This is a genomic window from Paenibacillus algicola (genome assembly GCF_005577435.1).
Lineage (GTDB): Bacteria > Bacillota > Bacilli > Paenibacillales > Paenibacillaceae > Paenibacillus_AQ > Paenibacillus_AQ algicola.
The window spans coordinates 1811548-1822358 of sequence record NZ_CP040396.1; the positions used below are offsets into that span (position 1 = coordinate 1811548).

General features: G+C 55.5%; 8 protein-coding genes and 1 pseudogene. 8 read left to right on the forward strand and 1 reads right to left on the reverse strand.

What is annotated here, in order from left to right; translation table 11 throughout:
- The first annotated feature begins 102 nt into the window (after positions 1 to 102).
- Complete coding sequence (locus tag E6C60_RS08115) at positions 103 to 981, forward strand: PHP domain-containing protein (protein WP_138225400.1); 879 nt, start codon at positions 103 to 105, stop codon at positions 979 to 981.
- A gap of 85 nt (positions 982 to 1066) precedes the next feature.
- On the opposite strand, the gene E6C60_RS08120 is transcribed toward E6C60_RS08115, so the two are convergent.
- Positions 1067 to 2830, reverse strand: a complete 1764-nt coding sequence (locus tag E6C60_RS08120; protein ID WP_138225401.1) for an Rqc2 family fibronectin-binding protein — start codon at positions 2828 to 2830, stop codon at positions 1067 to 1069.
- A 186-nt stretch (positions 2831 to 3016) separates the two neighbouring features.
- On the opposite strand from E6C60_RS08120, the gene E6C60_RS08125 reads away from it, so the two are divergent.
- The 7 genes and pseudogenes from E6C60_RS08125 to rpoZ all read left to right on the forward strand — a co-directional run bounded on the left by E6C60_RS08125 (position 3017) and on the right by rpoZ (position 10802).
- Positions 3017 to 5821 (forward strand): calcium-translocating P-type ATPase, SERCA-type, encoded by a 2805-nt coding sequence (locus tag E6C60_RS08125; protein WP_138225402.1) that lies wholly within the window; start codon positions 3017 to 3019, stop codon positions 5819 to 5821.
- Between the two features lie 71 nt (positions 5822 to 5892).
- Positions 5893 to 6726, forward strand: a complete 834-nt coding sequence (gene dapF / locus E6C60_RS08130) for a diaminopimelate epimerase (protein ID WP_138225403.1) — start codon at positions 5893 to 5895, stop codon at positions 6724 to 6726.
- A 130-nt stretch (positions 6727 to 6856) separates the two neighbouring features.
- Positions 6857 to 8725 (forward strand): bifunctional homocysteine S-methyltransferase/methylenetetrahydrofolate reductase, encoded by a 1869-nt coding sequence (locus E6C60_RS08135; RefSeq protein WP_138225404.1) that lies wholly within the window; start codon positions 6857 to 6859, stop codon positions 8723 to 8725.
- Positions 8726 to 8763: 38 nt separating this feature from the next.
- A pseudogene (locus tag E6C60_RS08140) lies at positions 8764 to 9648 on the forward strand (YicC/YloC family endoribonuclease).
- Positions 9649 to 9702: 54 nt separating this feature from the next.
- A complete protein-coding gene (gene remA / locus E6C60_RS08145; protein WP_006209218.1) occupies positions 9703 to 9963 on the forward strand; it encodes an extracellular matrix/biofilm regulator RemA in 261 nt (86 codons plus the stop codon).
- A 14-nt stretch (positions 9964 to 9977) separates the two neighbouring features.
- The gene (gene gmk, locus E6C60_RS08150; RefSeq protein ID WP_138225405.1) at positions 9978 to 10553 is read left to right on the forward strand and encodes a guanylate kinase; all 576 of its coding nucleotides are present in this window, start codon (positions 9978 to 9980) and stop codon (positions 10551 to 10553) included.
- 48 nt (positions 10554 to 10601) lie between these two features.
- On the forward strand, positions 10602 to 10802 hold the full coding sequence (gene rpoZ / locus E6C60_RS08155; RefSeq protein ID WP_138225406.1) for a DNA-directed RNA polymerase subunit omega: 201 nt from the start codon (positions 10602 to 10604) through the stop codon (positions 10800 to 10802).
- The last annotated feature ends 9 nt before the right edge of the window (positions 10803 to 10811 follow it).

Sequence of the window (10811 nt, forward strand, 5' to 3'; positions counted from 1 at the left end):
GAATGCTCTTTTTTTGTGCTTGGGGATGCTTGTCCGGTACAATGAAGCTGGATAAAACGCACGATTTGATGCTATAAATGAACCATAAGGGAGTGAAGAGAGATGCAGCATCATGATCGCCAAGGAGCATGTGATCTACATAGTCACACGACCGCTTCGGATGGGATGAACAGCCCGTCAGAACAAGTTTCTCTCGCGAGGAAAAAGGGTCTTGCCGCCGTGGCCATTACCGATCACGATACGGTAGCAGGCGTGCAGGAGGCGCTGGAGGCCGCGCCCACCGGAATCCTTGTCGTTCCCGGCGTAGAAATTAGTACCCAGGCCGGCGGCAAGGATATTCACGTGCTCGGTTATTATATAAATCATCGCGACGAGCTCCTGGGAGAGCGGCTTCGCCGGCTGAGGGATACCCGCGAAGCGCGGAACCACATGATCATCCGCCGGCTGAACAGCCTCGGCATGAGCATCACGATGGAGGAGGTCATTTCCGGCTTGGGCCGTGAACTGAAGCCTGATGAGAGCATTGGCCGGCCGCATATCGCGGATGTATTAGTGGCCAAAGGATACGCACAGGATCTGCGGGACGCCTTTGACCGTTATCTGGCTCAGGGCAAGCCGGGCTATGCACCCCAGCCTAGAATTACACCGGCAGAGGCCTGTGCATGGATTACGGAAGCAGGCGGAGCAGCCGTGCTGGCGCATCCTGGCTTGTACGGGGAGGACGCCCTTGTTCAAGCTTTGCTTGCCGAAGGAGGGTTTGACGGGATCGAGGTGTATCATGCGGACCATGGTGCTCAGGAAGAAGAACGGTACCGCCGGATGGGGGAGGAGAGAGGACTCATTCTGACGGGAGGCTCGGATTATCATGGGGAGCGCCAGGGGGTTGTCTTTCACGGAGACCTCGGTTCTAAGACGGTTCCTGTATCGGTGCTTAATCAGCTTCAAGCTGTGTGCCGTCGAGGCGGAGCCTCATTCCAGTAAAAAAAGCTGTGCCTGATTTCGGGGGATACCCGGTGCAGGCACAGCTTTTTTTGAGGGTTGGTATCAAGACTGGTGGGAAGGCTGCTCAGCTTCGCTGATTCTTGATCGTGACCGGAAGGCTGCGGATCAGCTTCTCATCCGGCGTTACGAACAGCGTCTTCTGGTGGTCATAAATGACGAAGCCCGGCTTGGAGCCATTGGGCTTGCGGACGTGCCGAATCAGAGTATAATCGACCGGAACACTGCTGGATTCTTTGGCCTGGCTGTGGTAAGCCGCCAGCTGAGCCGCTTCCTGCAGTGTGTCCTCACTGAAGGAGTCGCTTCGGATGACCACATGCGAGCCCGGAATATCCTTTGTGTGCAGCCAGGTGTCGTTGGAAGACGCCAGCCGGTTCGTTACATATTCGTTCTGCAGATTGTTTTTGCCGACATACAGCTCGATGCCCTCGGAGGAGGTGTAGACGTGCAGGGTCGGCTTATCATTCTTTTTCTTCTTCTTGACCTTGCGTCCGCGGTCTCTCAGATAACCTTGCTGAATGAGCTCCTCCCGGATTTCGTCAATGTCGTTGAGAGAGGCGTGAGCCAGCTGCTGCAGCAGGCTGTTAAGATAAGCGATTTCCTGATGGGTTTTATCACTTTGCTCCTCGATGACCGCCAGGCTGTTTTTGTACTTGTTATATTTCTTGAAGTAGCGCTGGGCATTGTCTGAGGGAGAGAGCAGCGGGTCCAGAGGAATCATGATTGTCTTCTGCTCCTCATCGTAGAAGTTGACCAGCTCAGCCTTCTTGTCTCCCTTACTCAGCTGATGCAGATTCGCAAACAGAAGCTCTCCGGAAATCCGGTAATGATCGGCATCCTGCGCTTCCTCCAGATCCTTTTTCAAATAATCCAGCTTCTTGATATTCTTCGTCCGCTCATTCTGCAAAAACCGCAGCAGGTCGCTGACCTTCTGCTTTACCGCGTCCCGCTGGGCTTTCTCCCCGTAATAATCCTCCAGACAGCTGCTGATGCTGTCATACTCCTGAAGTGCTCCCGGCAGGAAGGTTAGAGGAATGACCGAGAACACCGTCTTGCCCTTGTCGTTGTCTCCGGTAACCGGGGTGTAGTCGTGCTGAGAAATGGACGCTGCAAGCCCGGAAAAAGCGTTCCACAGCGCTTCAGCCTGTCCGTCCTCACGATTCAGCTTGGCGTCTGCCGGCAAGCCGGCACGATGCACAACCTCCTGCGCGGCCAGCGGGCTGAAACCACTGAAGGCTTGAACGATCCAGGAGGTGACATTCTCCTCCTGGGCCTCGCGGAAAGCAGAGGCAAAGGCGTCTGCTCCGATCTCTAGGGGATGGTGCTTATGCTGCTGCGGCGGCTCGGTGTAGCTGAAGCCGGGCATGATGATCCGGTAGCTGCTGATCGCGGGGGTTACATGATGGATGCCGTCCAGAATATTTCCCGAGGCCGGATCTGCCAATATAATATTGCTGTGCCTTCCCATCAGCTCCACGATAATGACCTTGCTGGACACATCCCCCAGCTCATCGCGCTGCCTGATCTTGATGTGGATGATGCGCTCCATGCCAATCTGACTGATCTCCTCGATCGTGCCGCTCTCACAGTGCTTGCGCATCAGCATGCAGAACATGGGCGCCTCCACCGGGTTCACAAAGGTTTCCTGAGTCAGATGCACCCGCGGGTAAGTGGGGTTCGCCGACAGCAGAAGCTTGGCGTTTCCGCGTTGTGTCCGGAGGTGCAGCACGATGTCTCTCTCCCCGGGCTGATATATTTTATTGATCCGGGCGCCGATGCAGCCTTGAAGCTCCTGCACAATCGCCCGGGTTACGATACCGTCCAATGCCATAGTGTATTCTCCTCTTCTGAAGTCGCCATCACCGGCGGCGTTCTTCTCTATGATACAAAATTTCCGGCCAAAACTTAAGAGCTAATGGCGGGTGATAATTGCAGACCTGTCCGAATACATTTCAGAAGAAAGGTGGAAAAGCTGTCGTCCGCCGGAAATGTGTAACAACCGGGAGGGAAAGGAAGCATGGAACAAAAGCAATGGCACCAGATGGATACGAGCGAGCTGCAGCAGATGATGCAGGTTCATCCGCAGCAGGGCCTTACCGAGGAGGAAGTAGAGCAGCGGCGGAAGGAAAGCGGCTTTAACGAGCTGTCGGAGGGAGTGAAAATCTCTCCGTTCACGCTGTTTCTGAACCAGTTCAAGGATTTTATGGTGCTGGTGCTGCTAGGAGCCACTCTCGTGTCGGGAATGCTCGGGGAGTACTTGGATGCGGTAACGATTGTCGCAATCATTATGATCAATGCCGTCCTTGGGTTTGTGCAGGAATTCCGGGCGGAGCGTTCGCTGCGCGCCTTGAAGCAGCTGTCCGCGCCGGGAGCGAAGGTGATCCGAGACGGAAAAGTCGTGCATATTGCGGCAAAGCTGCTGGTGCCCGGGGATATGATCCTGGTGGAGAGCGGCGACCGCATTCCTGCAGACGTCCGGTGGCTGGAAAGCAGCAGCTGCAGTGTCGAGGAGTCGGCGCTGACCGGGGAATCCCTGCCGGTGAATAAGCATGCCGAGCCGATTGAAGGGGAGGATGTTCCTTTAGGTGACCGCAAAAACACCGGCTACATGGGCACAATGGTCACGCGCGGAACCGCCAAAGGAATCGTCATCTGCACGGGCATGAACACCGAAATGGGGAAGATTGCCGATCTTATTCAGAGCACCGAGTCCCAGGCAACTCCGCTGCAGCATCGCCTGGAGCAGCTGGGGAAAATATTGATTGGTGTTTCACTGGCATTGACGGTTATGGTGGTCGTGGCCGGTATTTTGCACGGACAGCCGGCTGCCGGCATGTTCCTGGCAGGGGTCAGCCTGGCGGTAGCTGCCATCCCGGAAGGGCTGCCAGCCATTGTAACGATCGCGCTGGCGCTAGGGGTCCAGCGGATGATCAAGCGCAAGGCGATCGTGCGGAAGCTGCCTTCGGTCGAAACCCTCGGCTGCGCCTCCGTCATCTGCTCTGACAAGACAGGCACGCTCACCCAGAACAAAATGACTGTGACCCGTGTCTGGACCGGCGGCGGGATGATGGAGGTCACCGGCCAGGGCTATGAGCCGCAGGGACAGATTCTGAAGGCCGCGAAGCCAGTGGAGCTGAGTAAGGAGCCGGCGCTGCGGCGGCTGCTTCAAATTAGCGTATTGTGCAACAATGCTGAAATTCAGGAAGTGAAGCCGGAAGACAGCAGGGGGAAAAAGAAAGCAGCCAAAGACGCCGGAGGCAGCGGTGCAAAGAGCGATTCCACCTGGGAGCTGAAGGGGGATCCAACCGAGGGAGCGCTGCTGGCGCTCGCCAGCAAAATGGGCATGAGCAGCTCGACTCTTTCCGGGCTGTATCAGCGGGAACGGGAATTTCCTTTCGATTCGGAGCGGAAGCTGATGTCGGTTCTGGTCAGTCATCAGGGCGGAAGGCTCATCTACACCAAGGGGGCGCCGGATGTCCTGCTGGATGCCTGTGCGTATATATTGTGGGATGGCAATGTCGTGCCGCTGACCGGAACCCTGAAGCAAAAGGTGCTGGCAGCCAACGAAGGTATGGCTGGCGATGCGCTGCGCGTGCTGGGCCTCGCTTACCGGGATCTCCGGTCTTATGACAAGCCGGATACCGAGAAGGAAGCGGAATGCCAGCTTGTGTTTGCCGGACTGACAGGCATGATCGATCCGCCAAGGCGAGAGGTTCGAGATGCGATTGCTGTCTGCCGCCGGGCCGGGATCAAGACCGTCATGATCACGGGAGATCATCGGACGACAGCAGAAGCGATTGCTGCCCAGCTGGGGATCATCCCGCGCGGCGGCTTGTCCATGACGGGACAAGAGCTGTCAAGAATGGACGATCAGGAGCTCGATGCGAAGGTGGACCACACCTACGTCTATGCGCGGGTCTCGCCGGAGCACAAGCTGCGGATTGTTAAGTCGCTGCAGCGCAAGGGACATGTGGTAGCCATGACCGGGGACGGCGTCAACGACGCTCCGGCGATCAAGGCGGCAGACATTGGCATTTCCATGGGCATTACCGGAACGGATGTGACCAAGGAGGCGTCGGCGCTGGTGCTCAGTGACGACAACTTCTCGACGATCGTGGCCGCTATTGAGGAAGGGCGGAGCATCTATGAGAACATCCGTAAGTTTATAAGATACTTGCTGGCATCCAATGTGGGCGAAATTCTGACGATGTTCTTTGCGATGATGATGGGTCTGCCGCTGCCGCTGGTGCCGATTCAGATTCTGTGGGTCAATCTCGTGACCGATGGTCTGCCGGCCATGGCGCTCGGGGTGGATCAGCCGGAGAAGGATCTGATGGAGCACAAGCCGCGCGGCGCGAAGGAGAACATCTTCGCCCGGCGGCTGGGCTGGAAGATTATCAGCCGAGGTATTCTGATCGGCTTGTGCACACTGGGCGCCTTCTGGCTCACGTTGAGCCATGCCCCTGACTCTCCGGGACAGCTGGCGAAAGCCCAGTCGGTGGCCTTCGCCACCCTGGTTATGGCGCAGCTCATTCATGTATTTGATTGCCGGAGCTCGCGCTCCATCTTTCACCGAAACCCGCTGCAGAACAAATATCTCGTTCTTGCCGTTCTCTCCTCCGTCCTGCTGCTGCTCGGCGTTATGTATATTGAAATGCTGCAGCCGATCTTCAAGACAGTGCCTCTCGGCCTTCGGGAGTGGGCGGTCACGCTTGTGGCTGCAGGGATTCCGACCTTCCTGATGGGAGCAGGCAGCGTCTGGGGCGGCCGGAAGAACCGGAGCCGCAGAAGCATGGTGAAAAGTGCAAACCTTTCAGCATAAAGTAAATTTCACATCTGTCCCTTCTGCGGTATGCTGAGAACAAGCAGCCGTAGAAGGGAGAAATAACAGACATGGAATTTACGAAGATGCATGGCCTTGGAAATGATTTTATTGTAGTTTATGGAGAACAGGAACTGCCTGCGGATGCTTCAGAGCGTGCGATTGAGCTGTGCAGCCGTTTTTTTGGAATTGGAGCCGACGGGCTTGTATATATACTGCCTTCCGAGGTGGCAGATTTTAAGATGCGCATTATGAACTCGGACGGCAGCGAAGCCGAGCAGTGTGGCAATGCCATCCGTTGTGTAGCCAAGTATGTGTATGACAAGGGCTACATCTCGCAGGAAGAGATCACGATCGAGACGCTGGGTGCCGGTGTGCAGCCGCTTACGCTGCAGCTGGAAGACGGCAAGGTGAAGACGGTTCGCGTCGATATGGGAGCGCCGGTGCTGGAGGGTCTTCAGGTTCCGACAACAGTAGACGCCAATCCGGTCATTCATCATCCGGTCGAGGTCGGCGGTCAGGCGTTCCGCTTTACAGCGGTATCCATGGGCAATCCGCATTGCGTTATTTATGTGGATGATGCGGTCGGCTTCGACCTGAGCACCTGGGGGCCGCTGCTGGAGACGCACCCGCTGTTCCCGAAGAAGATCAATGTCGAGTTTGCAACCGTTCAGCGCCGCGATTATATCGATATGCGTGTCTGGGAGCGCGGAGCCGGTCCAACACTGGCCTGCGGGACCGGAGCCTGCGCCACACTGGTTTCCTCCGTATTGAATGGGACCAGTGACCGCGCAGCTACGGTATCCCTGAAGGGCGGCGACCTGTTCATTGAGTGGGATGAGGACAGCAACCATGTATTTATGACAGGACCTGCAGCGTTTGTATTTGAAGGGAATGTCGACTAGTTTAACATTCAGGAGAGGGCCGGCGACGGTCCTCTTTTTGTCTCTTTACCGTATGTTGGTCTCTTTATCTTTGAATATCAAGTATGATACATTTATTTGAAAATATTGTTTGGCGGGGGGAGCGTACGGAATGAAACCGGATTTGCGTAAAGCGATGGCCGATCAAGTCCTGATCGGAGATGGGGCAATGGGAACCTTTTTGTACCAAAAGGGCTTTCCGGTCGGCATTTCCTACGAGGAGCTGAATTTAACAGCCCCGGAGGTCATCAGGGATGTGCACAAGCAGTACATGAAGGCCGGATCGGACGTGCTGGAGAGCAACACGTTCTCCGCCAACTATGACAAGCTGTCCAAATACGGGCTGGAGGGCAAGGTCGAGGAGATTAACCGTGCCGGGGTCCGCATTGCCCGGGAAGCGGCTGGACCGCAGGGATATGTTGTCGGAGCTGTAGGGTCGATTCGCGGCGGCAAGCGTAACAACATCTCTTCCGAGGAGCTGAAGCGGCATTTCGAGCAGCAGATTCATGCTCAGCTTACGGAAGGAGTAGACGGCCTGCTGCTGGAAACCTTTTATGATGTAGAGGAAATGCTGATCGCCTTGTCGCTGGTCCGAAAAAACAGCGAGCTGCCGGTCATCGCCCAGTTTGCGGTCGAGGACATTGCCCGGACACTGGACGGCTACACGATGGCCGACGCTTTTCGAATTGTGAAGCAAGCCGGTGCGGATGTATTCGGCTTTAACTGCCGGACGGGACCGAACGGTCTTGCCCGGGCACTGGAAACGCTGCAGCATGTTCGAAGCCTGCCTGCCTCTGTATATCCGAACGCGGGTATTGCGGATTATGTGGACGGGGAATACCGCTACGGCGCAAGTCCTGAATATTTCGGGCAGATGGCGCTTCGGTTTGCGGACATGGGAGCCCGGCTGATTGGCGGCTGCTGCGGTACAACACCGGAGCATATTGCGCAAATATCAGCGGCGCTGCAAGGATATCAGCCGATGCCTCTGCCTGTATTGGAGGAAGCGGAAGAGCGAATCGTCATTCAAGAGAAGCAGGAGCCGGCTTCCAAGCAGCCGGGCGGCGAGCCGACCCTTGTTGACCTGGTTCGGGAACGTCATACGGTCATTGTGGAGCTGGATCCGCCGCGTGATCTGGACATCAGCAAGTTTATGAAGGGAGCGGAAGCGCTGAAGCGTGCGGGTGCGGATGCCCTGACACTGGCTGATAATTCGCTTGCTGTGACCCGGATGAGCAATATGGCGCTGGGTCACCTGGTGCAGTCGCAGGTCGGACTCCGACCGCTGATTCATATCGCGTGCCGGGACCGCAACCTGATCGGCACCCAGTCCCATATGATGGGCTTTGATGCACTGGGCATTGATCATGTGCTGGCCGTGACGGGAGATCCTGCCAAATTCGGCGATCTTCCAGGAGCAAGCTCTGTCTATGACCTGACCTCCTTCGAGATCATCCGGATGATTAAGCAGCTCAATGAAGGGGTTGCCTTCTCCGGCAAGCCGTTGAAGCAGAAAGCCGGCTTTGTTGTCGGAGCGGCCTTCAATCCCAATGTGAAGCATCTCGATAAGGCCGTGCAGCGTCTGGAGAAGAAAATTGCGAGTGGTGCAGACTACATTATGACGCAGCCGGTATATGATGCGGAATTAATTGTAAGAATGAAGGAAGCGACGAAGCATCTGGATATTCCGATTTTTGTGGGAGTGATGCCGCTTGCGAGCGGACGGAATGCCGAGTACCTGCACAATGAGGTGCCGGGAATCCAGCTGTCGGAGCAGGTACGGAGCCGGATGGCCGGCCTGGAGGGCGAGGAAGGCCGGGCGATGGGAGTCCAGATTGCGATGGAGCTGCTGACAACGGCTGTCGAGCATTTCAATGGCATTTATCTGATGACCCCGTTTATGTTCTATGATATGACCGTGCAGCTTACGCAATATGTCTGGGAGTTATCCGGGCGTTCGTTATCCCCCTTGTCTCATTAAAGATTATCTATTACAATAGATCAATGGATGTGATTCCGATGTCATTGAGCATGACCGGATTCGGCCAGTCGGCCGTAGCGTTTGAAGGATACAGAATTACGATCGAAGTTAAATCTGTCAATCACCGGTACTGCGAGGTGCTGTACCGGATGCCGCGGGAGTGGTCCTGTCACGAGGATGCGCTGAAGAGAGTTATTCAGTCCCGTATACACCGCGGCCGGATTGATGTTTACATGAATAAAGTGAGCGACGCCGGTCAGGCCACGGCGGCGCTTAATCATGCCATGGTGCAGTCCTATCTGAAGGCGGCAGAAGAGCTGGGTACATACGGCGCTGAAGGCAAGCTGACTGTGCAGGATCTGCTGTCGCTGCCGGATGTACTGATGACAGGCGTTGAGCAGCCGAGCGAGGAGAAGCGTGAGCAATGGCGCGACCTGCTGTGTGAAGGCCTGAACCTGGCGCTGGATGAGCTGCTCGCCATGAGAAGTCAGGAAGGCGCCTTTCTCGCCGAGGATATCCTTCTCAGGCTGGATCGCATATCTGCCCTGCATTCCGAGCTGGAGGCTCTGGCTCCGCGGGTAACCGAGGAGTATCGCGGCCGTCTGCGGCAGCGCCTGTAGAGCCTGACACAGGATGAGCCTGCTTTTCCAACCGCTGCTTTCGGGATGGAATTGGCGCTGTTTGCGGAGAAGTCCAACGTAGAAGAGGAATTGACCCGGCTGAGAAGTCACCTGGATCAGGCGGAGCAGCTTCTTCAAGCTGCCGGTCCCATCGGCAGAAAGCTGGATTTTCTGATTCAGGAAATGAACAGGGAAGTGAACACGATCGGATCCAAGGCCAATCACCTTGCTATGACCCAGCACGTGGTCGAACTGAAGGCGGAGCTGGAGAAGATACGCGAACAAGCCGCCAATATAGAATAACCAGTCCGGCCTGTCCGGAGAATGCAGTCAAGTGTTAGGGGGAGCAATCGCATTATGGCCATCAAATTGATTAATATCGGCTTCGGAAACATTGTATCAGCCAACCGTATTATTTCTATCGTGAGTCCGGAGTCCGCGCCGATCAAGAGAATTATTCAGGAAGCCAGAGACCGCCACATGCTGATTGATGCTACATACGGCCGCCGTACGAGAGCCGTTATTATTACGGACAGCGATCATGTCATCCTGTCAGCCGTACAGCCGGAGACGGTGGCCCACCGATTGTCCAGTAAAGATGATGACAACGACGAATAAAGATGGGGAGTATTATGTCTACAAAGGGATTGTTAATTGTACTGTCCGGTCCGTCCGGCGTAGGTAAGGGTACGGTATGCAGCGCGTTGCGCACCCGCATGCCGGAATTGATCTATTCAGTGTCTGCCACCACACGCCAGCCGAGGCTGGGTGAGGTGGATGGCACGAACTATTTTTTCAAGGACCGGGAGCAGTTTCTCTCTATGATTGAGCATGACCAGCTTCTGGAATATGCGGAATACGTGGGCAACTATTACGGTACACCGCGTGATTTCGTAGAAGAAACCCTCGCGAAGGGCAAGGATATTATTCTTGAGATTGAGGTTCAGGGTGCGCTGAAGGTGAAGGAGAAGTTCCCTGACGGCATCTTTATTTTCCTGACTCCGCCTTCACTGGATGAGCTGAAGGATCGGATTGTCGGCCGTGGTACCGAGAGCCAGGCCGTCATCGATCACCGCATGTCTGTCGCTGTAGATGAGCTGGACCTGATCCGTCACTATGACTATGCCGTAGTGAATGACGAGATCAATCAGGCCTGCAAGAGAATAGAATCTATCATTATTGCCGAGCATTGTAAGGTGAGAGCCTAGCCAGTCCGGCCAGCTTATAGAAATCAAGAGAACAGGGGTGTTGGAACGATGCTTTATCCTTCCATTGATGAAATGATGAACAAAGTAGACAGCAAATACTCGCTCGTTGTCGCGGCTTCCCGCCGTGCCCGCCAGCTTCGTGAAGGACAGACTACCGAGCTGAGTAATCCGAAATCCCACAAGTATGTTGGTGTGGCGCTTGAAGAAATTTACGGAGACCTGGTTCGGGTGGAGAAGGGCGAAGATTAATTCTTCCCC

What these genes read in the sequence shown, in the direction of transcription:
- dapF (WP_138225403.1), top strand. Translation starts at nt 5,893, where the DNA reads ATGGAATTTACGAAGATGCATGGCCTTGGAAATGATTTTATTGTAGTT.
- rpoZ (WP_138225406.1), top strand. Translation starts at nt 10,602, where the DNA reads ATGCTTTATCCTTCCATTGATGAAATGATGAACAAAGTAGACAGCAAA.
- gmk (WP_138225405.1), top strand. Translation starts at nt 9,978, where the DNA reads ATGTCTACAAAGGGATTGTTAATTGTACTGTCCGGTCCGTCCGGCGTA.
- E6C60_RS08120 (WP_138225401.1), bottom strand. Translation starts at nt 2,830, where the DNA reads ATGGCATTGGACGGTATCGTAACCCGGGCGATTGTGCAGGAGCTTCAA.
- E6C60_RS08125 (WP_138225402.1), top strand. Translation starts at nt 3,017, where the DNA reads ATGGAACAAAAGCAATGGCACCAGATGGATACGAGCGAGCTGCAGCAG.
- remA (WP_006209218.1), top strand. Translation starts at nt 9,703, where the DNA reads ATGGCCATCAAATTGATTAATATCGGCTTCGGAAACATTGTATCAGCC.
- E6C60_RS08135 (WP_138225404.1), top strand. Translation starts at nt 6,857, where the DNA reads ATGAAACCGGATTTGCGTAAAGCGATGGCCGATCAAGTCCTGATCGGA.
- E6C60_RS08115 (WP_138225400.1), top strand. Translation starts at nt 103, where the DNA reads ATGCAGCATCATGATCGCCAAGGAGCATGTGATCTACATAGTCACACG.